Genomic DNA, 24986 nt, shown 5'->3' on the forward strand with positions numbered 1-24986 from the left:
TCACGCCCACGGGTGATGCGCGATGTGGGCGACGACGTCAGCCCGAGTACCTTCCGCGTGTCGTGCTGCAGCAGTCCGGTGAACGGCGCGCTCGGCGCGGCGCAGCATCCGGCCCGCGACGGCGCGCTGCACGGCCGTGGCGCCCGCCCACAGCGCGGATTCGAGGCGCGTGGGCCGGGCGGCGAGGTCCAGCGTGGGAATGGTGATGGTGGTCATCGGCCGTCTCCGTCCTCAGGCAGTGCGAATGCGTCCACCCGGACGGTGAACGGCAAGCGATCGGGGTCTTCCTCGTGGCCTCGCGCTGAGGCGACGACCTCGTCGACGATCTCGGACAGGCGACGGATCATGTCCTTCGCCTGATCGGGCGTCAGGCGAATGTTGGCGGTCGAGATGATCGCCGTGCCGTCGTCGTCCTTGTCGGGGTCAGCGATGCTCTCGGTCACGTGCCGCATGAGTTGCTGCTGACGCCGACCGAGGAACTCGTTCATGATCAGCTGAGTCGCCGAGCGACCGGCCGGCGAGGCCATCGCTTCGGGGCTGTCGAACGAGACGGACTTGTCGGATCGCTCCCACCAGCGCTCGCGCGCCGACCCGCGTTCCGGGATCTCGCGGATGAGGTCCTGCTTCGCCAGCGCCCGGAGGTGGTAGCTCGTGGCGCCCGAGGACTCCCCCGTGCGCTCGGCCAGCGAGCTCGCCGTCTGGGGCCCGTACTGCGACAGGATGTCGAAGAGCTGCACGCGGAGCGGGTGGGCCAGGGCACGGAGGGCGCCCGCATCCAGTGTTCGGTCTGCTCTCCGCATCGGTGCCTCGCTCATGTTCCAAAGATACCTTTGCAACGGCATCTTTGCAAGCAACTCTTTGCATCCGGCGGGACACCGTCGGCGCGCGCGGTGGACGTACGCTGGGACGATGACGGACGCCTCGATCAACCCGCTCCTCGCCCCCTCGCCTCTCCCCTTCGAGCTGCCGGACTACCCGAACATCCGCCCCGAGCACTACCTCCCGGCGTTCGAGCAGGCGTTCGCTGCGCACCGTGCGGAGATCGACGCGATCGCGGCATCCCCCGAGGAGCCGACCTTCGAGAACACCCTGGTCTCCCTCGAGCGCTCGGGAGACACGCTGGGACGGGTCGCGCGCACCTTCTACACCGTCAGCTCCGCGCACGCGACGGCTGAGATCCAGGAGATCGACGAGCAGCTCGCGCCGCTCATGGCCGCTCACCACGACGCCGTCACGCTCGACTCCCGGCTCTACGGTCGAGTCGCCGCCGTGCACGCACGCCTCGACGAGCTGGGCCTCGAGGGCGAGGACCGCTACCTCGTCGAACGCACCTACCGCGAGATGACGAGCGCCGGCGCGGGCCTCGACCACGTCGAGAAGACGGTCCTCACCGAGTTGAATCAGCAGCTGTCCGTGCTGACGACGACGTTCGAGAAGAACCTCCTCGCCGACACCAACGACCTCGCTGTCGTCTTCGACGACGCCGTCGAGCTCGACGGGCTCACCGAGGGCGAACTCTCCGCTGCCGCGCGCAACGCCGCCGAGCGCGGCCTCGAGGGCAAGTACGTCGTCACCCTCACCCTGTTCACGGGTCACCCCTACCTCTCCTCGCTGACCTCGCGCGCCAGTCGTGAACGCCTCATGACGGCATCCCGATCACGGGGGCGCCGCGGCAACGAGAACGACAACCGCGAGGTGCTCGCCGAGATCGTGCGGTTGCGTTCGGAACGGGCGCGCGTCCTCGGCTACGAGTCGCACGCGGCCTACGTCACCGCCGACGAGACGGCGGGATCCCCTGAAGCGGTCCACGAGCTCCTGCGTCGACTGGCCGCGCCCGCCGCGGCCAACGCACGACAGGAAGAGGCCGCGCTGCAGGCGATCATCGACGCCGACGGGGGCGGGTTCGACCTCGCCGCCCACGATTGGGCGTTCTACACGGAGCGGGTGCGCGCTGCTCGGTACGACCTCGACCGGACCGCCCTGCGCCCGTGGTTCGAGGCCGAGCGTGTGCTTGTGGACGGGGTCTTCCGCGCCGCCACGGACCTCTACGGGATCACCTTCACCGAGCGCGCCGACCTTCCCGCCTACCACCCCGAAGCGCGCGTCTTCGAGGTTCGCAACGAAGACGGTTCCCACCTCGGGCTCTACGTCCTGGATCTGTACACCCGCGACTCCAAGCGCGGCGGCGCGTGGATGAACTCGATCGTGTCGCAGTCCGCCCTGCGCGGCACGGCGCCGATCGTCGTCAACAACCTCAACGTGCCCCAGCCCGCTCCCGGCAGCCCCACGCTGCTAACCCTCGACGAAGTCACGACGCTCTTCCACGAGTTCGGCCACGCGCTCCACGGACTGTTCGCCACCGTCACGTATCCGCACTTCGCCGGCACCTCGGTCTACCGGGACTTCGTCGAGTTCCCAAGCCAGGTGAACGAGATGTGGATCTTCTGGCCGGAGGTACTCGCCTCCTACGCGCGCCACGTCGAGACCGGCGACCCGCTACCCGCAGACGCCGTGGCCAAGCTCCGCGAGTCCGAGGCATTCAATCAGGGCTTCGCCACGAGCGAGTACCTCGCGGCATCCTGGATCGATCAGGCGTGGCACAGCCTGGATGCCGATGACGCGGCCGTCGGCATCGACGTCGACGCGTTCGAGGCCGAGGCACTGGCCGACATCGGGCTCGACAACCCCGTCGTCCCGACCCGCTACTCCTCGACGTACTTCGCGCACATCTTCTCGGGCGGGTACAGTGCGGGCTACTACTCGTACATCTGGAGCGAGGTCCTCGACGCCGACACCGTGGAATGGTTCCGGGAGAACGGAGGCCTGACGCGCGAGAACGGCGACCGGTTCCGCACCCGTCTCCTGGGCGTCGGCGGATCGAAGGATCCCCTGGAGGCGTACCGCGATTTCCGGGGTCGTGATGCGCGGATCGAGCCGCTTCTGGAGCGTCGCGGCCTGGCCGGCTGACAGCGGACACCCTCAGCGGGGCGGGCAGTCGATCACGTCGGAGAGCGTCCGCCCCGTCGGCAGTGCAACGAATCGATAACACGATTCCGCGTGCCCTTCATCCCAGGACCGATCGCCGAATCCGACCTGCTCACGCGCGGGGACATGAGCGATCAGCCTCACGACGGCGGCGACGGTCCCCCCGTCGCCCTGTTCCACCGACAGGACCGTCGCGGTGACCTTCTCGTCCGACGTGAAGAACCCGTCCCCCCAGCCGGGAAGATCGGCTCCGCCCACCGGCGGGTCCAGGTCCGTCAGGAACTCCTCAGCACGAGATTCGAGCCGCGACTGCGCGACCACATCGCCGTCCCCCGTTCCCGCGACGAGTCGGATGGCAGTGGATCCCAGAAGGGCCGCGACACCGATCACGAGGGCGACGGCGAGGACGACCCCTCCCGCCGTGAGGACCGACGCGAAGGCGATCGCGCCCACCGCGCGACGAACGTCTCGCCCGGTCTCCTCATCGACCACGGCGGAGCCGCCTGGACTCAGGCGCTCTTCCGCTTCTGGCGCAGGACCAGGGTCGGGGGCGCACCCTCCTCGACGGAGGCACGGGTCACGATGACCTTGTCGACGTCCTCGGCCGACGGGATCTCGAACATGATCGGGCCGAGCACGTCCTCGAGGATCGCGCGGAGGCCGCGCGCGCCCGTCTTGCGTGCGACGGCGAGGTCGGCGATCGCGCGAAGGGCGTCTTCCTCGAACTCCAACTCGACACCGTCGAGCTCGAACATACGCTGATACTGCTTGACGAAGGCGTTCTTAGGACCGGTGAGGATCTCGATGAGCGCGGTCTGGTCCAGGGGTGAAACCGTGGTGACCACCGGCAGACGGCCGATGAACTCCGGGATCAGACCGAACTTGTGGAGGTCTTCGGGAAGCACGTCGCGGAAGACGTCGAGCTCTTGCTCCTTGTCCTGCAGCGGAGCGCCGAAGCCGACACCGTGCTTGCCCACCCGCGACGAGATGATGTCCTCGAGGCCCGCGAAGGCGCCCGCGACGATGAACAGCACGTTCGTCGTGTCGATCTGGATGAACTCCTGGTGCGGATGCTTGCGCCCGCCCTGCGGCGGGACGGAGGCGACCGTTCCTTCAAGGATCTTCAGGAGCGCCTGCTGCACGCCCTCGCCGGACACATCTCGGGTGATCGACGGGTTCTCCGCTTTGCGGGCGATCTTGTCGACCTCGTCGATGTAGATGATGCCGGTCTCTGCCCGCTTGACGTCGAAGTCGGCCGCCTGCAGAAGCTTCAGGAGGATGTTCTCGACGTCCTCACCCACGTAACCGGCCTCCGTCAGGGCGGTGGCGTCAGCGACGGCGAAAGGGACGTTCAGCCGCTTCGCGAGCGTCTGTGCGAGATAGGTCTTGCCGCAGCCGGTGGGGCCGAGCAGCAGAATGTTGCTCTTCGCGATCTCGACCTCGTCAGCCCGCTGTTCGGCGGACTGGATGGTCCCGCGGGCGCGGACGCGCTTGTAGTGGTTGTAGACAGCGACCGAAAGAGCGCGCTTGGCGGGGTCCTGGCCGACGACGTACTCCTCGAGGAAGCTGAAGATCTCGCGGGGCTTCGGCAGATCGAAGTCCTTGACCTCGCCGTCACCGGACTCCGCCATGCGCTCTTCGATGATCTCGTTGCAGAGTTCGACGCACTCGTCGCAGATGTACACACCGGGGCCGGCGATCAGCTGCTGGACCTGCTTCTGGCTCTTGCCGCAGAAGGAACACTTGAACAGGTCGGCGCTCTCACCGATGCGTGCCATGGTGTTCCCCCTCAGGAATCGTGCTGGTGCAGTCGAGCCTAATCGCAGATCCGGACACCGGGCGGATTGCGACACGGGTGTGGACGACGACGCCCCGCTGACGGATCAGCGGGGCGTCGTCTGGCGGGCGTCAGGCCGTGATGGCCGGCGGCGTCCGCTTGCGCGAGGTGAGCACCTGGTCGACGATCCCGTACTCCAGCGCTTCCTGCGCGGAGAGGATCTTGTCGCGGTCGATGTCCTTGTTCACCTGCTCGACGGAGCGGTTGGTGTGGTGAGCCATCGTCTCCTCGAGCCAGGTGCGCATGCGGAGGATCTCCGCGGCCTGGATCTCGATATCCGAGGCCTGACCGTGTCCCGACTCGCCGACGGCGGGCTGGTGCATCAAGATGCGGGCGTTCGGGAGCGCGAGACGCTTTCCGGGAGCGCCGGCGGCGAGCAGGACGGATGCCGCCGAGGCAGCCTGTCCCAGAACGACCGTCGACACCTGGGGCGAGATGTACTGCATCGTGTCGTAGATCGCGGTCATCGCGGTGAACGAGCCACCGGGCGAGTTGATGTACATGATGATGTCGCGATCCGGGTCCATCGATTCGAGGACCAGCAGCTGGGCCATGACATCGTCGGCGGATGCGTCGTCGACCTGCACACCGAGGAAGATCACGCGGTCTTCGAACAGCTTGTTGTACGGGTCCTGACGCTTGTAGCCGTAGGCGGTGCGCTCCTCGAACTGCGGCAGGATGTACCGGCTCGAGGGCATCATGTCGCTCTGCGCGCGACCGAAGATGGGGGTGTTCATGCGTTGTCCTCCGACGCTCAGTTCTCGGTCCCGCCGCCGCCGGCGACGTCGGCAGCGTGCTCACGGATGTGGTCGACGAAGCCGTACTCGAGGGCCTCCTCGGCGGTGAACCAGCGGTCCCGGTCACCGTCGGCGTTGATCTGCTCGACCGACTTGCCGGTCTGCGCCGACGTGATCTCCGCGAGACGGTTCTTCATCGAGATGATGAGCTGCGCCTGGGTCTGGATGTCGCTCGCGGTGCCGCCGAAGCCGCCGTGAGGCTGGTGCAGCAGAACGCGGGCATTGGGCGTGATGTAGCGCTTGCCCTTGGTGCCGCTGGTCAGCAGGAGCTGGCCCATGGAGGCCGCCATCCCGATGCCGACGGTGACGATGTCATTGGGCACGAACTGCATCGTGTCGTAGATCGCCATGCCCGCGGTGATCGAACCGCCCGGCGAGTTGATGTAGAGGTAGATGTCCTTCTCGGAATCCTCGGCCGCGAGCAGCAGGATCTTGGCGCAGATCTCGTTCGCGTTCTCGTCGCGCACCTCGGAACCGAGCCAGATGATTCGGTCCTTCAGCAGCCGGTCGAAGACACTGGTCGCCATAAGGGGTTCAGCCATGGATGCTCTCCTGGATTCGTGTTCGTGCTTCGAATCTAGTGGCGCGCTCCGAACGCCTCGCCCGTGTTCGCCGTGGGCATACCACTGGCGGCATCGACGGACTGTCGCGCCTCGGGACGCGCGCGGAAACGGCGACGGGCGGCGGGGCCCGAAAGCCCCACCGCCCGTCGATCGGGTTCACTCGCTGTCAGCGGCCTTCTTGGTGGCGCGCTTGGCGGGAGCCTTCTTCGCGGGCTCCTCGGCCGCATCCGCGTCGGCCTTCTTGGCGGCGGGCTTGCGAGCCGGCGCCTTCTTGGCGGCGGGCTTCTCGTCCGCGGCGTCGTCGGCGTCGTCCGTCTTCTTCGCAGCGGGCTTCTTGGCCGGAGCCTTCTTCGCGGGGGCCTTTTTGGCGGGCTTCTCGTCCGCTGCCTCGGTGGCCTCGTCCGCAGCCTCGTCGTCCTCCGCGGCGAAGCCGGCCAGGTCCACCTTCTTGCCGTTGGTGTCGACGACGTTCACCTTGCCCAGAGCGACGGCGAGGGCCTTGTTGCGGGCGACCTCACCGACCATCATCGGGATCTGGTTGCCCTCCTGCAGCGCGTTGACGAAGTCCTGCGGCGACATGCCGTACTGCGCCGACGACTGGATGAGGTACTGGGTGAGCTCCTCCTGGGAGACCTGAACCTCGTGCTTCTCAGCGATCTTGTCGAGGATCATCTGCGTGCGGAACTGCTTCTCGCTCGCCTCGGTCACCTCGGCGCGGTGCACGTCGTCTTCGAGGCGACCCTCACCCTCGAGGTGGGTGTGGACCTCGTCCTCGACGAGCTTGGCGGGAACGGGGATGTCCGCCTTCTCGATCAGGGCCTCGATGAGCTTGTCGCGCGCGGCGGAGCCCTGCGTGAACACGGCCTGCTCCGAGACGCGCTCGACCAGGCTCTCGCGGAGCTCGTCGATCGTGTCGAACTCGGACGCGACCTGCGCGAAGTCGTCGTCGGCCTCGGGGAGCTCGCGCTCCTTGACGGCCTTGACGGTCACGGCGACCTCGGCCTCTTCACCGGCGTGGTCGCCGCCGACGAGCTTCGAGCGGAACGTGGTGTCCTCACCGGCGGTGAGCGACTCGACGGCCTCATCGATGCCCTCGAGCAGTTCGCCCGAGCCGACCTCGTAGGAGACGCCTTCGGCGCGGTCGATCTCGTTGCCCTCGATCGTGGCGACGAGGTCGAGCTCGACGAAGTCACCGGCCTTGGCGGGACGGTCGACGGTCACGAGCGTGCCGAAGCGGCTGCGGAGCTTGTCGAGTTCGGCGTCCACGGCAGCCTCATCGGTCTCGACGGCGTCGACCTCGATGGTGATCTCGTCGTAGGAGGGAAGGTCGAACTCGGGGCGGACGTCCACCTCGACCTCGACCTTGAGGTCGCCGGAGAAGTCCTTCGTGCTCGGCCACTCGACGATCTCCGCGGCGGGACGGCCGACGATGCGGACGTCGTTGGCCGTGACGGCCTCACGGTAGAAGACGTCGAGGCCTTCGCTGACGGCGTGCTCGAGGACGGCCTCGCGACCGATGCGCTGGTCGATGATCGGCGCCGGGACCTTGCCCTTGCGGAAACCGGGGATCTGCACGTCCTGCGCGATGTGCTCGTACGCGTGGGAGATGCTCGGCTTGAGCTCCTCCGGGGTGACCGTGATGTGGAGCTTCACCCGGGTGGGGCTGAGCTGCTCGACGGTGCTGGTGACCATGCCTGTCGTTCTCCTTGTCCGGCCGCGTACACGCGCGTCCGTTCGGTGATCTGGGTTCGTGGGGCCGTTGTCGGGGCGACAGGATTTGAACCTGCGGCCTCCCGCTCCCAAAGCGGGCGCTCTACCAAGCTGAGCTACGCCCCGGGCGCGCACGCTGGCGAGCGCCGAAAAACGGCCGTTGGTAAGTCTAGCCGACCATGTCCGCTACACTCGTCGAGGCGCTGTCCTCAGCGTCGTCGGGGATGTAGCTCAATGGTAGAGCCTCAGTCTTCCAAACTGATTACGCGGGTTCGATTCCCGTCATCCCCTCCACGTACCGCCCCGCTGCTCACACCGAGCTGTAGGCGACGATCCCCCGCCGGACGGCGTCCAGAGCCTTCCGGGCCGTCACCGCCACGTCGGCGTCCGCGACGATCGAGAGCTGGTCGAGCAGGTCGATCGTCTGCTTCGTCCAGCGCACGAAGTCACCGGCCGCCATGTCCGCCTCCGTGAGGGCGACGTCGAGAGACGCGCCACGCGCCCAGGAGTTCATCGGCTGGGCGAGCCCCGTTGCGAGGGGCTCCGTGCCCGGCAGGCGGTGCTCCTGCTCCAGGTCGTCGAGACGACTCCAGAGGTCCTGCGTCTTGGTGAGCGCGTCGCGGAACGGTCCGCGAGGCAGCCGGAACTCCCCTGCTTCGTCCCGCCGGGGCTCGTACACGAGGCACGACGCGAGGGCAGCGAGTCCCGCAGGGTCGAGGTCTCGCCACAGCCCCCGCCTAAGCGACTCTGCGACGAGCAGGTCCCGCTCACCGTAGATGCGGCGCATCGTCCGTCCGGCGTCCGTCAGAGCCGCGGCGCCGTCGTCGAAGGCGACGTAGTTCAGTTCCGCGAGCACGTCGATGATGCGGTCGAAGATCCGCGCAACGGTCCCCGTGCGGGTTTCGATGTCGCGTCGCGTGCGATCCGTCCGGCGCCTCAGCTTCCAGTACCGCTCGGCCCAGCGCGCGTGATTCTCGCGGTCCGGGCAGGAATGACACGGATGCCGCTGCATCCGACGCCGCAGCGATTCGATCTCGTTCTGACGCTGCTGACGGATGCGGGCGGGAGCAGTGCGGTCGGCTCTGTTGAGCTTCTCCGCGTCGCTGAGATCGCGACGGATGCCGGAGTATTCGGCGAAGTCCCCCCGATCGCACGTCATCGCCTTCTCGTAGCCGGCGAGGGAGGCCTCGGCATCCTTCACCTGACGAGCGAGCCCGACGACGGCGCGGTCCGCTTGGAACTGGGCGAACGAGGACTCGAGGATCTCGCGCGCCCGGTCCCGGCCGAACTGGTCGATCAGGTTGACCGCCATGTTGTAGGTCGGACGGAAGCTCGAGTTCAACGGATAGGTGCGACGGGACGCGAGAGCGGCGACGGCCTGCGGGTCGAGGGACTCGGTCCACTGGACGACCGCGTGGCCTTCGACGTCGATGCCTCGCCGGCCGGCGCGACCGGTCAGCTGCGTGTACTCGCCGGAGGTGATGGCGACGCGCGCCTCGCCGTTGAACTTCTCGAGCTTCTCGAGGACGACGGTACGCGCCGGCATGTTGATGCCGAGCGCGAGGGTCTCGGTCGCGAAGACCACCTTGACGAGCTTGCGGCGGAAGAGCTCTTCGACGACTTCCTTGAACGCAGGCAGCATGCCGGCGTGGTGCGCCGCGACGCCGCGTTCGAGATTCTCCCGCCACTCCCAGTAGCCGAGGACGGCGAGATCCTCGTCCTGCAACGGCTGCAGACGCTCGTCGATGATCGCTCGGATCTCGTCGCGTTCGGCAGTGTCGGTCAGCCGGACTCCCGCGCGGCGCACCTGCTGGACCGCGGCGTCGCATCCGACGCGGCTGAAGATGAAGAAGATCGCCGGCAGGAGGTTGGATCGCCCCAGCAGTTCGACCACCTGCGGCCGGTCCATCCGCTCGATCCGTGCCGCCGTCGACGGCCTGATCGCCCGCTTGCCGCCGCGGTAGGGCCGGCGTCGTTCCTGATCGCCTCCGGAGCGGTACTCCATCGCACGGCGGTTGTTCTCGTAGGTGGCTCCCTTCGGCGAGCGGATGCGCGTGAGCTCCTGATTGACCTGCGCGGTGGCAACGCCGGCGCGGTCGTCGAAGAGCGGCAAGAGGTCGCCGCGAACGAGGACGTGCTGCTCGAGCGGCACGGGGCGGGTCTCGGAGACGATGACGGCAGTGTCGCCGCGCACCGTGTCGAGCCAGTCGCCGAACTCCTCGGCGTTCGACACGGTGGCCGACAACGACACCAGCCGCACGGCGGGTGGCAGGTGCAGGATGACTTCCTCCCACACCGGACCCCGGAACCGGTCGGCGAGGTAGTGCACCTCGTCCATGACGACGTACCGGAGCCCTCGGAGAGCGGGTGAGTCCGCGTACAGCATGTTGCGGAGCACCTCGGTCGTCATCACCACGACGCGGGCGTTGCCGTTGATGTTCGTGTCGCCGGTGAGGAGACCGACCTCGTCCTCGCCGTAGACCTCCTGCAGCTCTCGGAACTTCTGGTTCGACAACGCCTTCATCGGCGTCGTGTAGAAGGCTTTGTCCCCCGGTTCGCGCATCGCGAGGTGGATCGCGAACTCGCCGACGATCGTCTTTCCGGCGCCCGTGGGCGCGGCGACGAGCACGCTCCGACCGTCTTCGAGCGCGTGACACCCCTCGACCTGGAACGGATCGAGGTCGAACTTCTGTGCGTCCGCGAACGACGCCGAGATCGGATGCCGACGGTCGGACGTCGCGCGTGCGTACCGTGCCGCGAAGTCGGTCATGCGATCGAGCCGAGGAGCTCAGTCTCGCGCTTGCGCTTGCGGCGGTCGAACAGCATCGACAGGCCCGCTGCAGCGAAGAAGAGGACCGTGAGGATCGCGGCCAGGATGAGCATGCTGACGACGTCAGCGGAGGGCGTCGCCGCTCCGGCGAACACCGTCGCGATCACGATCGCCACTCGCCAGCCCTTCATGATCTCCCGCCCCGTCATAACACCGGCCAGGTTGAGCGCCACGAGGAAGACGGGCGTCACGTAGGAGACGCCGACGACGATCAGAAGCTTGAAGACGAAGTCGTAGTAGTACTTCGCGTCGTAGAAATTCGAGGCACCATCCGGCGTGAAGCCGGCCATGAGCTCGACCAGGTGAGGGAGGATCAGCCACCCTGTGAACGCGCCGGCGAAGAACAACGGAACGGCTGCCGCGACGAAACCGATCGTGTAGCGGACTTCCTTGCGGGTCAGGCCCGGCATGAGGAAAGCCCAGATCTGCCAGAGCCAGACCGGGGCGGAGATGAGAAGACCGACGGCGAAAGCGATCCGGATGCGGAGGTCGAACGCGGAGGTGACCGTCGCGAACATGAGGGTGACGGCGTTCTCTTGGCCGCGTTCCTCTGCCACGACCCGGATGGGTTCGGTGATCGCCCAGATGATCGCATCACCGAGTGCGAAGGAGACGATCATCCCGACGACGAGCGCCACCGCGGCGATGATGAGCCGCTTGCGGAATTCGCGGAGATGGTCGCCGAGCGACATCCGCTTGTCCCGGAGAGGGGCGTCGTCGGTGGCGGCGTCCCGATCGGTCGTCGTCACCGCGTCAGGAAGAGGTGGGGCCCTGCGACGGGCCCTGCGCGGGCGGAGGCGTCAGGCCGGTCACCGGCGTCGGCGCCTGAGGCTGCTGATGGGTCGGCGTCTCGGCCGTACCGTCCTCTTCCTTCATCGCCTTCATCTCACCCTTGAACACACGGGCGGACTGGCCGACGCTCCGCGCGAGCGCGGGCAGCTTCGCCGCTCCGAAGAGCAGCAGGATCACCAACAGAACGACGATCAGGTGCCATCCTTGCAAGCCGGCCATGTCGAACTCCTCGGGGTCGGGGTTTCACCTCAGTCTAACCGCCTCAGGTGAACAGAGACCCTCAGCTGTACTGGGCGAGCCCGGCATCCGCCCAGGCGCGCGCAGCCTCTCGTGCCGATGCGGGTGAGACGATCTCGACGTCACCCCCGAGCCGCGCCGCGAGCCGCTTGAGACTGCGCTCATCACCGACCCGGAGGCTCACGGTGCGGAACTCGCCCTTGCCGCGCACCACGGCGCGCGCCGCGAACTCGCCGAGAAGAGGCACGACGTCCTTGCGACACCGGAGCTCGACGACCACGTCGGTCTCACCCGGTTCGAACAGTCCGGGCAACGCGTCTGACTGATGGGTGCTCGGGATGTCGGTGAGCACCACATCCGACACGCGATCGAGGTGGAAAGTACGGATCGCCTGACGCAGGTGACACCATCCCTGGAGATACCACTGGCCGTCGGCGATGTGGACCTTGACGGGGTCGACGGTGCGCGTCGTCACGGGCGCGTCGGGGGCGCGGTACGCGAAGGACACCGCCACCCCTCGCTGCACGGCCTCGGCTACGGTCGTTCGCACGTCGTCGACGACCGGTGTCGCGACGATGACCTCCGCGGGTGCGCTCGATGCTCCCGCGGCGAGCTTCGCCAGGAGCCCCTGGACGACACCGCTGTCCCCGACACCCGGAAGACTCGCCGCCATCTGCAGGCCGGCGAGCAACGCCGCCGCCTCGCGGGCGGTGAGCCGCGGGGTCCGCTCGAGTCCGACAGCGTTGGTGATGGAGATCGTGTCCTGCTCGTCGAGGAGGTCCCAGTCGATGTCGAAGAGATCGTTCGCCATCTGCCAGAAACCGCCGTCGCCGGGAAGCCCGATCACCGTCAGCTTCTCGACCATCGACCGCATCTCCGCCGGCTCGACGTCGAAGTCGCGCGCCGCATCGACGACGGTGACCTCACCCTTGGAGATCAGGTAGGGAACGAGCTGCAGGATGAGGGAGGCGCGATCGGTCGCGACCAGCGGTTGCGCCCTCATCCGCCTGCCTCCGTGTGCAGGTCACGTGCGCGACGCAATCGCGCCGCGACCACTTCGGCGAGTTCGGGCGGGTCGATCACACGCACCTCGGGACCGTAGGACGCGAGTTCATCGGCGAAGATCTGGGCGTCGACGTAGGGGACGAGGCATCCGGTGTCGTCTTCGCCCACGGCGCGACGATGAAGACGCAGGACCGCCTCGGTGCCCGGCTCCACCTGCAGTCGCGCCTGCTGCCTGTCGGCGACGGCCCGGAGCCCCGCGAGCGCCTTCTCGCCCGCTCCTTCGCGAAGCGCCAGATCGAACGACGTCCGCGTGACGACGACGTCCGATGCGATGCGCGAGAGCAGGAACGTCCGCTCGGCGTCCTGGCGCGCATCGAACCCGTAGACGTGCCATCGCCCGTCGTACTCGACGAGCGCCCACGGCTGCACGCGCCGACGATGAGCGGCATCCGACCCGCCCTTGATGTAGTCGAACTCGACCACGCGCGCCTGTTCGATCGCACGCTGCAGCGGGGCGAAAGACGGCTCGCGCAAGCTGATGCGCGGCGCGTATCCGATGATCGGCGCGTCGACCTCGATGCCGAGAGCCTGGATCTTGCGCAGTCCGCTGCGCGCGGACGCCGACATGGACGTCTCCCCCCAGACTCCGCTGGCGAGATTGAGGACGGCGATCTCGGCTGGAGTGAAGTCGATGTCCACCGGAAGCGAGTACTCCGATGTGGGGACCCGGTACCGGGCCTCACGGAGATCGTCGGGATCGGCATAGTCGCCGATGGTCTCGATGGGCACACCGAGGGAACGCAGACTGTCCTTGTCGCGTTCGAACATCTTCTCGAGTGCATCCTTCGACGCACCCGCAGCACCCTGCTCCCGGTAACCCGAGACCGAGGAGAGGATCGTGTCCTTCGTCAGGCCCTGTTCCGTGGCCAGCAGGGCGACGACGAGGTTGACGAGTCGTTCCTCGGGCGCGCTGCGGAGCGGTTCAGTGGGCACACGGCAATCCTAGGCGCGGAGCCGCCATGCGGCCCCGCCCGGACTCACTGTGTCGCGCTCTGCGCGTCCTCACTGGTGTCGATCCCGAGGATGTCGATCACGAAGACGAGGGTCGATTTGGCCGGGATGGTTCCCGAGCTCTGGTCGCCGTATCCGAGGCTCGGCGGGATGACGACGAGCACCTGCGAACCCACCGTCTGGCCTTCCAGCGCGTCCGCGAACCCCTTGACGACGTTCTTCATCGAGAGGGTGACCGGCGAGCCCTTCTCCCACGTCGAATCGAACACCTCTCCGGTCTTCCAGAGAACCCCGGTGTACTGCAGTCGGGGGGTGGAGTCGGCGGTGATCTTCTCGCCGTCGCCCTTCTTCAGGGTCTTGACGACCAGGTCCTTCGGCGGGGCCGCATCGGGGACGATGATTCCGGGAGTGCCGTCCGGTGCCAGGACCACGGTCGGGACGTTGCTGCCGTCGACGTACTGAGGAACGCCGTTCGCCGCCGGGAGGAACACCGTGTTCACGTCGACGACGAGGACCACGGATGCACTCTCGGGCAGCCGGGCCTGCTCCGCGAACGCCGGGTTGACGTCCTTCGCGGGCATCGCCGTGACGACGCGCGCACCGGGCCGGGCGCAGTCCAGGGCCTTCCCGATGGTCGGGAAGGACTGCTCGAGGACGCTCAGCTGGATGAGCTTGGTGGGCGCCGAGAGGATCGTCTGGCCCGTCGCCCCGTTCAGCAGCGTGAGGCCGAGCTGCACGTCCTGCTTGCTGGTCGTGATCGGCGTGCCCTCACCCTTGGCGAGATCGGTGTACGAGGTCTTCGTGACGTAGACCGGATCGGTCGTCTTCGCCGTCGGCGATCCCTGCGCACCCGAGACGTCAACGAGGTCGAGCGAGGACGCGGGCGCGGTCACGCGCTCGCAACCGCCGTCTGCGGGACCGGTCGGGGCGCACCCGACGAGGGCCAGGGCGGTCAGGCCGATAACGGCCACGGCAGCGGGGATCTGACGCATTGGTTCAGTCTACGGTCTCGTCGGAGCGATCCTCGGCAGCCTGACGCGCACCCTCCACGGCGCGTTGCGCGTCGCGCACGCGCTTGCGGAGATTCTTGTCGGTGATCTCGCGGTCCCCTACCGCGCCGGGAGTCCAGGCCTCGACGTCCTCATCCGCATAGGACGGCTTCTTGAGCGCACGTTTGCGGACGTCCGGCGGCATCGCGCCGGGTGCGAGGCGTCGAGCCGTGAGCAGGAACCCGGTGTGGGCGACCATGCGGTGGTCGGGGCGCACGGCGAGCCCTTCGACGTGCCATCCGCGCACCATCGTCTCGGTCGCCTCGGGCTCGGTGAACAGCCCCGAATGCCTGATGTACTCCGCGACACGGCTGAGCTGCGTCGCCGTCGCGATGTAGCAGAGGACGACGCCGCCGGGCGTCAGCGCTTCGGCGACGACGTCGATGCACTCCCACGGCGCCAGCATGTCGAGCACGACGCGATCGACGCTGCCCGGCTCGGTGGCCTCCGGGAGCTTCTCCCCCAGATCTCCGACGACGACCTGCCACGATTCCGGGTAGTGCCCCAGAAAGGTCTCGACGTTCGCCTCGGCGACCTCCGAGAACTCCTCGCGCCGCTCGAAGGAGAGCAGACGCCCGGACGGACCGATCGCACGGAGCAGCCACAGCGAGAGCGCGCCCGATCCGACACCGGCCTCGACGACGGTGGCGCCGGGGAAGATGTCGGCGGAGGCGAGGATCTGCGCGGCATCCTTCGGGTAGACGATGGCCGCACCGCGAGGCATCGACATGACGAAGTCGCGGAGCAGGGGCCGCAGCGCCAGGTACTCGTGGCCGCCGCTGTTGACGACGACCGATCCGTCGGGCTGACCGATGATCCCCTCGTGGCGGAGTACGCCGTGGTGCGTGTGCAGCTCGCCGCCCTCGCGGAGGGTGACCGTGTGCAGTCGACCCTTCGGGCCCGTCAGCTGCACGCGGTCTCCGACGCGGAACGGTCCGCTCGGACGCAGATCGGCGGTCATGCCCCGACCCCCTGCCGCACGCGGGCGAGCACCGCGGCGACGTCGGCCACCGTCCGGCCTTCGAGCGTCGGCCAGAGCTCGTGCGCGCCGACCTCGTCGAGGGAGACCATGTGCGGGATGCCGACGGTCGCCGCGCCGGCGGCGATCGCCGAACGTGCGCCGGTGATCGAGTCCTCGAAGGCGACCGTGTCGCCGGGGTCCACGCCCAGTGCCGCGCAGGCCTGCAGGTAGGGGTCCGGATGCGGCTTGGGGCGCGCGACCTCGTCGCCCCCGATGACGACGTCGAACGCCTCGAAATCGATGAGCTCTGTGATGCTCCGCGCCATGCGGCTCATCGACATCGTCACGAGGGCGGTCGGGATCCCGGCGTCGCGCAGTCCGCGCAGCAGTTCGCGCGCGCCGGGACGGAAGGGCACGCCCTCCTCGCGCAACTGGCGCATGACCTCGTCGGTCAGGTGGGCGACGATCTCATGGACCTCCATGCGGACACCGGCGCCCTGCAGGATGCGAGCGGCGTCCTCGAGACCGAGTCCGACCATCCCCAGACCGTCCTCGTGGGTCCAGGTGCCGCCGAACCGCTCGACGAGCGGGGTCTCGGCGGCCATCCAGTACGGCTCGGTGTCGACGAGGGTGCCGTCCATGTCCCAGAGGACTGCGGCGGGGAGGGGGGAAGTCACCGGTCAATGCTACGCGAGGGCATCCGCCCGCCCCGTGGGCAGCGGCGTATCGTGGGGGTACCGACAGAGAGGACGTCCGTGCAGGGACTGGGACAGCGGGTGCTCGTGATCGCCGTCGACGGCTGGAACGATGCCGGAGAGGCGGCGACCGCCGCGGCCTCTCAGCTGCGGACGGCGGGGACGTTCGAGAAGGTGTTCGGTGTCGACCCGGAGCTGTACTTCGACTACCAGTACACGCGGCCGCAGATGCAGCTGGATGCCGACGGCTCCCGTCGCCTGGTCTGGCCCGACGCGACGCTCTGGCGGCCGGTGGCCCCCCGGGAGGACGGACCCGATCTCTGGCTCCTGACGGGAACCGAACCGGCGCGCGCCTGGCAGGCGTTCTCGGCCGAGTTCATCGATGCCGCCCTCCGCGAGGACATCACCGGCATCGTCGCCCTCGGCTCGATGATGAGCGACGTCCCCCACACCCGCCCGATCTCGGTGTTCGCCGGTTCCGAGAACGAGGACCTCCGCTCATCGCTCGGACTCGAGCGATCGACGTACGAAGGCCCCGTGGGCATCCTGTCCGCGCTCGCCGCCGCGGGCGAGGCCGCCGGCATCCCTACCGCCGGGCTCTGGGCGAGCATCCCCCACTACGTCGCCGGCCACACGCCGTCGCCGAAGGCGACGCTGGCCCTCCTCGACAAGCTCGAGGAGATCACCGGCACCACGGTCACGCGCGGCAGCCTGCCCGCGGACGCCCTCGCCTGGGAGGCGTCGGTGGATGCGGCCGCCGCCGACGACGAGGAGATGACGGAGTACATCCGCCAGCTCGAGACCGCGCGCGACGCCTGGGACTCACCCGAAGCATCCGGCGACGCGATCGCGCAGGAGTTCGAGCGCTACCTCCGCCGACGGGGCGACGGCCCGCGCGGGCCGAAGGACGACCCGCGCCGCTGACGGCCCCGGCTCAGTAGGCCTGCAGGACGCCGAAGGCGAGCAGGATGAGAAGCACGACGCCGAGGATCACCCGGTAGAGCACGAACGGCAGGAAGCTGCCGCGCTTGAGGTACCGCATCAGGTAGGCGATCACGACGAGACCGACGCCGAACGAGACCGCCGTGGCGATCGCGGTCTCGCCCAGGGTGAACGGCGACTGACCGGGCTCGCGGATCGCCTGGAGCAGCTCGTACAGACCGCTGCCGAAGACGGCCGGGACGGCGAGGAGGAATGCGACCTCGGCAGCGGCGGGACGCGTGTAGCCCATGGCCAGAGCGGCCGTCGTCGTGGCCCCCGAGCGCGAGACTCCGGGGACGAGGGCCAGCGACTGGGCGACGCCGAGGGTGAGCCCGTGTCCGATGGTGAGGTCCTTCTCGGTGCGAACACGCTTTCCGAGCGCATCGGCGATGCCGAGGATGATTCCGAAGACGATCAGGACGATCGCCACGAGCCAGAGGTTCCGGAAGGTGTCGCGGATGACATCCTGGAACAGGAAGCCGAGCACGCCGATCGGGATCGTGCCGATGATGACGATCCATCCCATACGGGCGTCGGGATCGTTGCGCGGCACCCGCCCGGTGAGCGACTTCGCCCATGCGGCGACGATCCGCACGATGCGGTTCCAGAAGTAGACCAGGACCGCGAGCTCGGTGCCGATCTGCGTGATGGCGGTGAACGTCGCACCAGGGTCCTGCGCGTTGGGGAGGAACTCCCCCACGATGCGCAGATGCGCGCTCGAGGAGATCGGGAGGAACTCTGTCAGGCCCTGGACGATACCCAGGATGATGGCGTCGAGGATCGACATGGGGGCCTTTCAGTACGTGCGGATCAGATCGGTGAGCACACGCTGCCCGAAGACGAGGGCGTCGATCGGGACGCGTTCGTCGACACCGTGGAACATCCCGGTGAAGTCGAGGTCGGCGGGCAGTCGCAGCGGCGCGAACCCGAACCCGGCGATGCCGAGCTCGGCGAGGGCCTTGTTGTCGGTCCCTCCCCCCATAAGGTACGGGATGACCGGGATTCCGGGATCATGGCGCCCCAGCGCGCCGACCATCGCGTCGACGAGGTCTCCGGCGAACGGCACCTCGAGTCCGATGTCGCGGTGGACGACCTCGATGCGGATGTCGTCGCCGACGATCCGCTGCACCTGCGCGAGGACCTCGTCCTCGTGCCCCGGCAGGGTGCGGATGTCGATCGCGGCGGTCGCGGCATCCGGGATCACATTGTGCTTGTACCCGGCGGTCAGACCGGTCGGGTTGGTGGTCGTCCGGAAGGTCGAGCGCAGGAAGGCGGATGCCGCGCCCGCCGTGTCGGCGACGGCGTCGGGGTCGTCGGCCAGGGTCCCCGAGAGGTCGGCGAGCGATCCGACGAGCTGACGCGTCGTCGAGGTGAGTTCGATCGGCCACCCGGTGCGCCCGAGTGCGGCGACCGCCTCGGCGAGCCGGGTCACCGCGTTGTCGGGGTGGTGGCGACTGCCGTGCCCGGCCTGCCCCGTGGCGTGGAGCCGGATCCAGATGAGCGCCTTCTCGCCGACCTGCAGCAGGTAGGCGCGCTCGTCCCCCACGGCGATCGAGTAGCCGCCGACCTCGCTGATCGCCTCGGTCGCGCCGGCGAACCATTCGGCGCGGTCGCGGACGACCAGCTGGGAGCCCTCGACGCCGCCGTTCTCCTCATCTGCGAAGAAAGCGAGGATGAGGTCCCGCTCGGGCCTCTCCCCCGCCCTGAGCAGCTCGGCGACCGAGGTGAGGATCATGGCGTCCATGTCCTTCATGTCGACGGCGCCGCGGCCCCACAGCATCCCGTCCTCGACGACGCCCTCGAAGGGGTCGACGCTCCAGTCGGCCGCCACGGCGGGAACGACGTCGAGATGTCCGTGCAAGATGAGCGCGGGCTTGTCGGGGTTGCGTCCCGGCACCCGTGCGACGACGTTCGTGCGCCGCGGGATCGGCTCGTAGTACTCCGGGACCAGCCCGAGCGACTCGAGGTACGCGCCGACGTACTCGGCGGCCTCGCGCTCGCCGTTCGCGCGTCCTTCGCCGTAGTTCGTCGTGTCGAAGCGGATCAGATCGCGGGCGACGCGCGCGACCTCGGGCAGATCGTCGGGAGCGGACATGCGCCCCACGCTACCCGCGGCGCCCCGCGCGCCGCGTCATGCTCACCGCTCGCGGTCGTCCCAGATGAACAGCCGAGCCGCCAGGATGCCGGCGGCGAGCGTCGTCACGAGCATCAGCCCCCAGTAGAGGAACAGGAGCCCTGCGCTGGTCGCGTCACCCGCGAGGTCGGCTGCGGCGGCGCGCATGTACCAGGTGGTGGGCAGACAGTTGAGCACCCACGTCACCGGCTCGGGTATGAGGTGGGAGGGCAGAACGGACCCCGAAGCGAAGATCGCCATCACCGGCAGCACGGCGGCGAGATTGTTCACCGTCTCCGCGCGCCGCGTCCGAGACGCGAGCAGATAGGCGAGCGCGAAGAACATGGCGACGCCGAGCAGCATCGTGAACAGGAGGCGGAAGAGCTGCCAGAGCTGCGAGTATCCCAGGATCATCGAGGTCGCGTGGATCGTCACGATGACGAACAGCGCGAAGATCAGGCGCGAGGGGGTGAGGGCGGCGATGAAGGTGAACTTGCTGGCGGGCGTGGTTCCGAGGAGACGGAGGGTGCCGTTCTCGCGCATCCTCGTGAGCGGAACGGACGTTCCGATGAAGGTGATGGCCAGCAGCCCGATGCACGACAACGCAGCGAGGTTCGCCCGGAGCAGGTCGATCCACACCTCACCGTCGGTGTCCGTGACCGAGTAGGCAGTCCCGGTGCGCTCCACGGCCGCCGCCACCGCCAGCCATTGCGGGTCCGCCTCGGCGTCCAGGACGATGGCGACACCGTTGCGCGCCGCGGCGATCGTGACGTTGGCCGAGGCTTCCTCCTCTTCGGCCACCATGATGCCGGCCGACTCCAGTTCGCGGGCGATCGGAGCACTCTGCGGCACGGCGCTGTCGATCACGACCACCGGATCCGCTCGGCCGCCGACGTTGACCACGAAGTTGAGCCCGATGATCAGCAGGAAGAAGAAGAAGAAGGTGAACAGGATCGAGAACGCGCCTTTTCGGTCCCGGTAGAGGTCCTTGGCGCTAGCCGTCGCCAGCTCCACGAACGCAGAGCGCGGCTCGTATCTCGCGGTGTCAGGCATCGCCGTCGCGCCCTTCGTCGATCTCACGGGCATCCCGGACGATCGACAGGTAGAGATCTTCCAGCGTGGGACTCACGACGCGATAGGACCGGCCGCGAATCTGACGATCCCGCGTCAACAACTCCAACGCCCCATCCGGGTCGGCTGTCGCGTGGCTGACGTGGAATCCTCGAGCATCCTGGGACCACGTCACGGTGTCGGCAGGGAGCACCGATCGTGTACGACTCAGAGCTTCCTCGCTCACGACGTCGAAGGTCAGCGTCGATCTCCCGCCGTCGATGAGTTCTGCGGGCGGCCCATCTGCCCGGATCCGTCCGGCGACGACGATGACGACTCGATCGCAGATCTGGGCGGCCTCGGCCATGTCGTGCGTGGAGAAGATGATGGTGGTGCCGTCCCGGGCGAGCGATCGGATGAGCTCCAGCAGGTGCTTCCTCGCCTCGGGATCGAGCCCGGCGGACGGCTCATCGAGGATGACGATCTCGGGAATGCCGATGATGGCGACCGCGAGCAGCAGGCGTCGCAGCTGACCACCCGAGAGGTCGCGTGCGCGGACATCGACCTGCTCCGAGAGGCCCAGGTCGGCGATCACCTGCGCAACGTCCCGATGGGACGAGTGGAACGAGGCGTACAACCTGACCGTCTCTCGGACGGACAGGTATCCGAACACGCTGGCTGACTGCGGTTGCACCGACACGCGCCGGGTGGTCTGACGTCGCTCCCGTCGAGGATCCACGCCGAGGACGGAGACCTCCCCCGATGTCGATGCCCGCAAGCCGGCGACGGTCTCCAGCAGAGTCGACTTGCCGGCACCATTGGGCCCGAGTATGCCGACGACCGTTCCTCGGGAGATCTCGAGGTCGACGTCGTCGAGCGCCGTGCGCCGTCCGTACCGCTTCGTCAGCCGCCTCACCGACACCACCGACGCACGTTCGCGGTCGATGGTCGTGAGAGCGGGCAGGGCGGGATCGCGGTCCATGTCCACAGTCCAGGGCAAGGCGCTCGAGAACGCCTCCCCCACGGGGATGACGCCTCTCCCCCTCACAGGGGAGAGGTGCCTCGTCAGCGACACCGCACCGATCCGAAACGAGAAATGGGCCCCTTTCGGGACCCATTTCTTCCTCTGTGCGCGAGGGGGGACTTGAACCCCCACGCCCTATTCGGGCACTAGCACCTCAAGCTAGCGCGTCTACCTATTCCGCCACCCGCGCAGAGTTTTTTCCCTTTGTTTCCTCCGGGATTTCGGTTTCGCAACCGAGGATCGACAGTAGCACGTTCTGGGCGGTGCGAATAATCGGGCAGGCTGCCCGCGCCGCTTACGCGGCGGACACGCCGAACAGGAGACCCAGCACGTACGTGATCGCCGCCGCGCCGAAGCCGATCGCCAGCTGACGCAGTCCGCGGCGAAGGGGCGGTGCACCCGAGAGCAGACCGACGGTCGCTCCGGTCAGGAGCAGCGCCAAGCCCACGAGGGCGAGTGCAAGAGCGACCGCCGCGAGGCCCGAGAGCCCGAAGATCCACGGCAGCACCGGGATGACGGCACCCGAGGCGAAGAACGCGAAGCTGGATGCCGCGGCCCCGAACGCGGAGCCGACGGACTCGAGGTCGGCGGGCGGCTCTGCGGCGCGGCGGTACGGCACGGCGCGGTCGCTCGCCTGTGCCGTGGCGACGACCTGGCGTGCCCGCTCCAGCGCCTCGTCCTCCCCGAGTCCTCTCGTCCGGTACACGAGGGCGAGCTCGTTCGCGTCGAGGTCGAGGTCGGGCAGGACGTGGTCGGTGTCGTTGTTGGGGTGGGTGGCCTCGATCAGCTCACGCTGGGAGCGGACCGAGACGAACTCCCCCGCCGCCATCGACAGGGCGCCGGCCAGCAGGCCTGCGATGCCGCTGAAGAGGACGAACTGCGGCGCCACACCCGTCGCCCCGATGCCCATGACGAGGGCGAGGTTGGACACGAGACCGTCGTTGGCACCGAACACGGCGGCGCGGAAGGTACCCGACAGCCGCATCCGCCCACGGGCTGCGAGACCGCGAACCACCTCGCCGTGGATCTTCTCGTCGGCGCGCATGGCAGGCGTCGCGTGGGGATCGTCGTCGTAGGGCGAGCGGTTCTCGGCGTTCTGCGCGAGGGCGAGCACGAAGATCGACCCGAATCGACGTGCCATCGTGGCCAGCAGTCGCGTCCGTATCGACGCGCTCGGCAGCCGCGCAGGTTCGCCGCCGAGGAGTTCCAGCCAGTGGGCTTCGTGGCGCCCTTCGGCATCGGCGAGGGACGCGAGGATGTCGCGCTCCTCCCCGTTCTTGCGCGCGGCGAGCTCGCGGTACACACGGGCTTCCGCCCGCTCGTCTGCGAGGTACGCGGCCCACCGCCGTCGGTCTCGAGGGGTGGCGTCGGGAACGGGCGTCGCATTCGTCGTGCTCATGTCCCTTTCACGGTAGCCAGCACACCGCCGACAGACCGGCCGGAATTCGGAACTGCCAGCATTTCGGGGATCCGAAGGGATCAGGAGTGCACGCGCTTGCGCAGGACCTCGATGCGCGCCTGCAGCTGCGCGACCGTCGCGCGGGCGACCTCGGGACCGCCGCAGACCCGTCGGAGCTCGGCGTGAACGGCGCCGTGCGGCTCGCCGCTTTGACGGGCGTACAGCCCCACGAGGCTGTTGAGGAGCTGTCGCTGCTCCCGGAGGGTGCGGTGGAGCGCCGGCGGCAGTGTGTTCTCCGGTTCGCCGGTGGCGTCGGCGGTCGTCTTCTCCTTCGCTTCGCGCGCGTGGCGATGGCGCGTCTGCCGGGACTGCCGCTGCATCAGCAGCTCGTGCACGTGCTCCGGCTCGAGGAGCCCGGGGATCCCGAGGAACTCCTCCTCCTCCAGTGTGCCGGGGACGGCGAGCTGCCCGAACTCCTTGCCGTCGTAGAGCACCCGGTCGAAGTGCGCCGTCGAGCCGAGCGCCTGGTAGCTGCCCTCCTCGACGAGCGAATCGGACGCCTTGTCCTCGCGCTCGGCCTCCTCGAGCAGCGAATCCTCGAGGCCGTCGTCGTCGCTCTCCTCGCGGTCGAGAGCATGGTCGCGTTCGCGCTCCATCTCGTTCGCAAGGGCGAGCAGCGGCGGAACGTTGGGAAGGAACACGGATGCCGCTTCACCGCGGCGGCGTGCGCGGACGAAACGTCCGATCGCCTGCGCGAAGAACAGCGGCGTCGAGGCACTGGTGGCGTAGACGCCCACGGCGAGGCGCGGGACGTCGACGCCCTCCGAGACCATGCGGACGGCGACCATCCACCGCGTCGTGGACTGGCCGAAGGTCTCGATGCGACCGGACGCGGCCTTGTCATCGGAGAGCACGACGGTCGTCGGCTCGCCGGTGATGTCGCGGAGGATCGACGCGTAGGCGCGGGCCGCCGTCTGATCCGTCGCGATGACGAGACCACCGGCATCCGGGACGTCCTGACGCACCTCGGTGAGACGACGATCGGCGGATCGGAGGACGGCCGAGATCCACTCCCCCTCCGGGTTCAGCGCCGTCCGCCACGCCTGCGAGTTGATGTCCTTCGTGTTGTCCTGGCCGAGGTGCGCCTCGTACTCGTCCCCCGCCTTCGTCCGCCACTTCATCTGACCTGCGTAGACGTGGAAGAGGACGGGACGGACGACGCCGTCGGCCAGCGCCCGACCGTAGCCGTAGTTGTAGTCGGTTCGCGAGAGCCGGATGCCCTTCTCGTTCGGGTGGTACTCCACGAACGGGATGGGAGCGGTGTCGCTGCGGAACGGGGTCCCCGACAGCAGGAGTCTCCGCGTCGCCCGGCCGTAGGCTTCGCGGAGCGCGTCGCCCCAGCTCAGCGCGTCACCACCGTGGTGCACCTCGTCGAGGATGACCAGGGCGCGGGAGTCGAGCACGAGTCGCTCGTGGACGGACGCCTTGACCGCGACCTGCGCGTAGGTGACCGCGACACCGTGGTAGTGCCGCGCCGGTGAGAAGTGCTTGTTGCTGAACCGGGGGTCGAGGCGGATCGAGACACGGGCCGCGGCATCCGCCCACTGGGTCTTCAGGTGCTCGGTCGGGGCGACGACGATGATGCGGTCGATGATGCGACGACGGAGCAGCTCACTCGCGAGACGGAGGGCGAAGGTGGTCTTGCCTGCGCCGGGGGTCGCGGCGGCGAGGAAGTCGCGCGGACCGCCGCCGACCCCGTCGGGGCCGTCCATCTCGAAGTACTGCTCGAGCGCTTCGGCCTGCCACGCCCGGAGGTTCTGCGCCGTTCCCCACGGAGCGCGCTGCGGGAAGGCGGGAGAGAGGTGCTCGGCGGCGAAACTCCCGAAGTGGGGCTCGTCGGAGCCAGTCCCCTCTTCGCTCGTCATCTCGCTCGTCACGTCGATCCAC

The 24986-nt window shown here is 68.4% G+C and carries 22 protein-coding genes, 3 tRNA genes and 1 pseudogene; 3 read left to right on the forward strand and 23 right to left on the reverse strand.

Translation table 11 applies throughout. The features are described from left to right. Both BBA86_RS05860 and BBA86_RS05865 read right to left on the reverse strand, forming a co-directional pair. Positions 1 to 216 (reverse strand): hypothetical protein, encoded by a 216-nt coding sequence (locus tag BBA86_RS05860; protein ID WP_065570707.1) that lies wholly within the window; start codon positions 214 to 216, stop codon positions 1 to 3. Further along, on the reverse strand, positions 213 to 815 hold the full coding sequence (locus tag BBA86_RS05865; protein ID WP_065570708.1) for a winged helix-turn-helix domain-containing protein: 603 nt from the start codon (positions 813 to 815) through the stop codon (positions 213 to 215). Before BBA86_RS05865 ends, BBA86_RS05860 begins: the two co-directional genes overlap by 4 nt. Positions 816 to 909: 94 nt before the next feature. Between BBA86_RS05865 and BBA86_RS05870 the strand changes: the two genes are divergently transcribed. After that, complete coding sequence (locus BBA86_RS05870) at positions 910 to 2967, forward strand: M3 family metallopeptidase (protein ID WP_065570709.1); 2058 nt, start codon at positions 910 to 912, stop codon at positions 2965 to 2967. Positions 2968 to 2979: 12 nt separating this feature from the next. Here BBA86_RS05870 and BBA86_RS05875 read toward each other — a convergent pair whose 3' ends face one another. The 6 genes and pseudogenes from BBA86_RS05875 to BBA86_RS05900 form a co-directional block, all read right to left on the reverse strand. Then, positions 2980 to 3477, reverse strand: coding sequence for a hypothetical protein (locus tag BBA86_RS05875; protein ID WP_065570710.1), 498 nt, complete (start codon positions 3475 to 3477; stop codon positions 2980 to 2982). A 17-nt stretch (positions 3478 to 3494) separates the two neighbouring features. Then, positions 3495 to 4763 carry an ATP-dependent Clp protease ATP-binding subunit ClpX gene (clpX, locus tag BBA86_RS05880; RefSeq protein ID WP_065570711.1) on the reverse strand — a complete coding sequence of 423 codons (1269 nt, stop codon included), beginning with the start codon at positions 4761 to 4763 and terminating at the stop codon, positions 3495 to 3497. A gap of 130 nt (positions 4764 to 4893) precedes the next feature. Beyond that, positions 4894 to 5559 (reverse strand): ATP-dependent Clp protease proteolytic subunit, encoded by a 666-nt coding sequence (locus tag BBA86_RS05885; RefSeq protein WP_065570712.1) that lies wholly within the window; start codon positions 5557 to 5559, stop codon positions 4894 to 4896. Between the two features lie 17 nt (positions 5560 to 5576). Beyond that, positions 5577 to 6173: pseudogene (locus BBA86_RS05890) on the reverse strand (ATP-dependent Clp protease proteolytic subunit); the annotation flags it as partial. A 165-nt stretch (positions 6174 to 6338) separates the two neighbouring features. Next, positions 6339 to 7874, reverse strand: a complete 1536-nt coding sequence (gene tig / locus BBA86_RS05895; protein WP_065570713.1) for a trigger factor — start codon at positions 7872 to 7874, stop codon at positions 6339 to 6341. 70 nt (positions 7875 to 7944) lie between these two features. Further along, a tRNA-Pro gene (locus BBA86_RS05900) sits at positions 7945 to 8018 on the reverse strand. Between the two features lie 94 nt (positions 8019 to 8112). Between BBA86_RS05900 and BBA86_RS05905 the strand changes: the two genes are divergently transcribed. Continuing rightward, a tRNA-Gly gene (locus tag BBA86_RS05905) sits at positions 8113 to 8186 on the forward strand. A 16-nt stretch (positions 8187 to 8202) separates the two neighbouring features. Here the strand turns inward: BBA86_RS05905 and BBA86_RS05910 are convergent. The 8 genes from BBA86_RS05910 to BBA86_RS05945 all read right to left on the reverse strand — a co-directional run bounded on the left by BBA86_RS05910 (position 8203) and on the right by BBA86_RS05945 (position 16454). Next, positions 8203 to 10662, reverse strand: coding sequence for a DEAD/DEAH box helicase (locus BBA86_RS05910; RefSeq protein WP_065570714.1), 2460 nt, complete (start codon positions 10660 to 10662; stop codon positions 8203 to 8205). Then, positions 10659 to 11414, reverse strand: coding sequence for a twin-arginine translocase subunit TatC (gene tatC / locus BBA86_RS05915; protein ID WP_065572200.1), 756 nt, complete (start codon positions 11412 to 11414; stop codon positions 10659 to 10661). Before tatC ends, BBA86_RS05910 begins: the two co-directional genes overlap by 4 nt. Before the next feature lie 61 nt (positions 11415 to 11475). Then, positions 11476 to 11733 carry a Sec-independent protein translocase subunit TatA gene (gene tatA, locus BBA86_RS05920; RefSeq protein WP_065570715.1) on the reverse strand — a complete coding sequence of 86 codons (258 nt, stop codon included), beginning with the start codon at positions 11731 to 11733 and terminating at the stop codon, positions 11476 to 11478. A gap of 61 nt (positions 11734 to 11794) precedes the next feature. Further along, the gene (locus tag BBA86_RS05925) at positions 11795 to 12754 is read right to left on the reverse strand and encodes a helix-turn-helix transcriptional regulator (RefSeq protein WP_065570716.1); all 960 of its coding nucleotides are present in this window, start codon (positions 12752 to 12754) and stop codon (positions 11795 to 11797) included. Further along, entirely contained in the window at positions 12751 to 13749 is a 999-nt protein-coding gene (locus BBA86_RS05930) for a helix-turn-helix transcriptional regulator (RefSeq protein WP_065570717.1), read from the reverse strand. The genes BBA86_RS05925 and BBA86_RS05930 overlap by 4 nt, the downstream gene beginning before the upstream one ends. A 44-nt stretch (positions 13750 to 13793) precedes the next feature. Then, positions 13794 to 14759, reverse strand: coding sequence for an FKBP-type peptidyl-prolyl cis-trans isomerase (locus BBA86_RS05935; RefSeq protein WP_065570718.1), 966 nt, complete (start codon positions 14757 to 14759; stop codon positions 13794 to 13796). A gap of 4 nt (positions 14760 to 14763) precedes the next feature. Further along, the gene (locus BBA86_RS05940) at positions 14764 to 15777 is read right to left on the reverse strand and encodes a tRNA (adenine-N1)-methyltransferase (protein ID WP_065570719.1); all 1014 of its coding nucleotides are present in this window, start codon (positions 15775 to 15777) and stop codon (positions 14764 to 14766) included. Beyond that, positions 15774 to 16454, reverse strand: a complete 681-nt coding sequence (locus BBA86_RS05945) for an HAD family hydrolase (protein ID WP_065570720.1) — start codon at positions 16452 to 16454, stop codon at positions 15774 to 15776. The genes BBA86_RS05940 and BBA86_RS05945 overlap by 4 nt, the downstream gene beginning before the upstream one ends. Before the next feature lie 78 nt (positions 16455 to 16532). Between BBA86_RS05945 and BBA86_RS05950 the strand changes: the two genes are divergently transcribed. Next, positions 16533 to 17396: a PAC2 family protein gene (locus BBA86_RS05950; RefSeq protein WP_065570721.1), complete on the forward strand. Its 864-nt coding sequence runs from the start codon at positions 16533 to 16535 to the stop codon at positions 17394 to 17396. Between the two features lie 10 nt (positions 17397 to 17406). On the opposite strand, the gene BBA86_RS05955 is transcribed toward BBA86_RS05950, so the two are convergent. The 7 genes from BBA86_RS05955 to BBA86_RS05985 all read right to left on the reverse strand — a co-directional run bounded on the left by BBA86_RS05955 (position 17407) and on the right by BBA86_RS05985 (position 24964). After that, positions 17407 to 18240, reverse strand: a complete 834-nt coding sequence (locus tag BBA86_RS05955) for an undecaprenyl-diphosphate phosphatase (RefSeq protein WP_065570722.1) — start codon at positions 18238 to 18240, stop codon at positions 17407 to 17409. Between the two features lie 9 nt (positions 18241 to 18249). Then, positions 18250 to 19548 (reverse strand): M20/M25/M40 family metallo-hydrolase, encoded by a 1299-nt coding sequence (locus tag BBA86_RS05960; RefSeq protein ID WP_065570723.1) that lies wholly within the window; start codon positions 19546 to 19548, stop codon positions 18250 to 18252. 42 nt (positions 19549 to 19590) lie between these two features. Beyond that, positions 19591 to 20619 carry an ABC transporter permease gene (locus BBA86_RS05965; RefSeq protein ID WP_223247035.1) on the reverse strand — a complete coding sequence of 343 codons (1029 nt, stop codon included), beginning with the start codon at positions 20617 to 20619 and terminating at the stop codon, positions 19591 to 19593. Beyond that, positions 20612 to 21598 carry an ABC transporter ATP-binding protein gene (locus tag BBA86_RS05970; RefSeq protein WP_020097476.1) on the reverse strand — a complete coding sequence of 329 codons (987 nt, stop codon included), beginning with the start codon at positions 21596 to 21598 and terminating at the stop codon, positions 20612 to 20614. The genes BBA86_RS05965 and BBA86_RS05970 overlap by 8 nt, the downstream gene beginning before the upstream one ends. A 147-nt stretch (positions 21599 to 21745) precedes the next feature. Next, positions 21746 to 21830 (reverse strand) — tRNA-Leu (locus BBA86_RS05975). A gap of 105 nt (positions 21831 to 21935) precedes the next feature. Beyond that, a complete protein-coding gene (locus BBA86_RS05980) occupies positions 21936 to 23039 on the reverse strand; it encodes a VIT1/CCC1 transporter family protein (RefSeq protein WP_065570725.1) in 1104 nt (367 codons plus the stop codon). A gap of 80 nt (positions 23040 to 23119) precedes the next feature. After that, positions 23120 to 24964 (reverse strand): DEAD/DEAH box helicase, encoded by a 1845-nt coding sequence (locus BBA86_RS05985; protein ID WP_065570726.1) that lies wholly within the window; start codon positions 24962 to 24964, stop codon positions 23120 to 23122. Between the last annotated feature and the right edge of the window lie 22 nt (positions 24965 to 24986).

The organism is Microbacterium oleivorans (assembly GCF_001691565.1).
Lineage (GTDB): Bacteria > Actinomycetota > Actinomycetes > Actinomycetales > Microbacteriaceae > Microbacterium > Microbacterium oleivorans_B.

Excerpts from the sequence above, each read along its gene's own strand:
- BBA86_RS05985 (WP_065570726.1), bottom strand. The coding sequence starts at position 24,964 with ATGACGAGCGAAGAGGGGACTGGCTCCGACGAGCCCCACTTCGGGAGT.
- BBA86_RS05935 (WP_065570718.1), bottom strand. The coding sequence starts at position 14,759 with ATGCGTCAGATCCCCGCTGCCGTGGCCGTTATCGGCCTGACCGCCCTG.
- tig (WP_065570713.1), bottom strand. The coding sequence starts at position 7,874 with ATGGTCACCAGCACCGTCGAGCAGCTCAGCCCCACCCGGGTGAAGCTC.
- BBA86_RS05980 (WP_065570725.1), bottom strand. The coding sequence starts at position 23,039 with ATGAGCACGACGAATGCGACGCCCGTTCCCGACGCCACCCCTCGAGAC.
- clpX (WP_065570711.1), bottom strand. The coding sequence starts at position 4,763 with ATGGCACGCATCGGTGAGAGCGCCGACCTGTTCAAGTGTTCCTTCTGC.
- BBA86_RS05940 (WP_065570719.1), bottom strand. The coding sequence starts at position 15,777 with ATGACCGCCGATCTGCGTCCGAGCGGACCGTTCCGCGTCGGAGACCGC.
- BBA86_RS05965 (WP_223247035.1), bottom strand. The coding sequence starts at position 20,619 with ATGCCTGACACCGCGAGATACGAGCCGCGCTCTGCGTTCGTGGAGCTG.
- BBA86_RS05910 (WP_065570714.1), bottom strand. The coding sequence starts at position 10,662 with ATGACCGACTTCGCGGCACGGTACGCACGCGCGACGTCCGACCGTCGG.
- BBA86_RS05925 (WP_065570716.1), bottom strand. The coding sequence starts at position 12,754 with ATGAGGGCGCAACCGCTGGTCGCGACCGATCGCGCCTCCCTCATCCTG.
- BBA86_RS05955 (WP_065570722.1), bottom strand. The coding sequence starts at position 18,240 with ATGTCGATCCTCGACGCCATCATCCTGGGTATCGTCCAGGGCCTGACA.
- BBA86_RS05885 (WP_065570712.1), bottom strand. The coding sequence starts at position 5,559 with ATGAACACCCCCATCTTCGGTCGCGCGCAGAGCGACATGATGCCCTCG.
- BBA86_RS05960 (WP_065570723.1), bottom strand. The coding sequence starts at position 19,548 with ATGTCCGCTCCCGACGATCTGCCCGAGGTCGCGCGCGTCGCCCGCGAT.
- tatA (WP_065570715.1), bottom strand. The coding sequence starts at position 11,733 with ATGGCCGGCTTGCAAGGATGGCACCTGATCGTCGTTCTGTTGGTGATC.
- BBA86_RS05865 (WP_065570708.1), bottom strand. The coding sequence starts at position 815 with ATGAGCGAGGCACCGATGCGGAGAGCAGACCGAACACTGGATGCGGGC.
- BBA86_RS05970 (WP_020097476.1), bottom strand. The coding sequence starts at position 21,598 with ATGGACCGCGATCCCGCCCTGCCCGCTCTCACGACCATCGACCGCGAA.
- BBA86_RS05860 (WP_065570707.1), bottom strand. The coding sequence starts at position 216 with ATGACCACCATCACCATTCCCACGCTGGACCTCGCCGCCCGGCCCACG.
- tatC (WP_065572200.1), bottom strand. The coding sequence starts at position 11,414 with ATGTCGCTCGGCGACCATCTCCGCGAATTCCGCAAGCGGCTCATCATC.
- BBA86_RS05870 (WP_065570709.1), top strand. The coding sequence starts at position 910 with ATGACGGACGCCTCGATCAACCCGCTCCTCGCCCCCTCGCCTCTCCCC.